Source organism: Gemmiger formicilis (genome assembly GCF_018784445.1).
Taxonomy (GTDB): Bacteria; Bacillota; Clostridia; order Oscillospirales; family Ruminococcaceae; genus Gemmiger.
In genome coordinates this window covers 1-202 of sequence record NZ_WQOH01000095.1, presented here as the reverse complement: position 1 = coordinate 202, position 202 = coordinate 1, and the positions used below count along the sequence as shown (strand labels likewise).

1 protein-coding gene is annotated in these 202 nt (G+C 45.0%); it reads left to right on the top strand.

What is annotated here, in order from left to right; translation table 11 throughout:
* On the top strand, nucleotides 1–202 hold a 202-nt coding region (locus tag GPK89_RS16855; protein ID WP_215694469.1), incomplete at both ends, for a hypothetical protein.

Sequence of the window (202 nt, the reverse complement as noted above, 5' to 3'; positions counted from 1 at the left end):
TGGGATTGGTTGTCGGCATACTGCTGTCTGCTCTGTTGTTAAGTGTGGTCAGGGCAGCTTTTGGAGAAACATTCACTTTTGGCATTGTAGAACTGTCCTTAAAGGTAAACGGACTTATCCTACTCGTCAGCGGATTATCCGGCATTGCTTCTTTGTACTTCGGAAGCAGAAAGCCTGTGAAGCAAGCTGCTAAAATTACAGT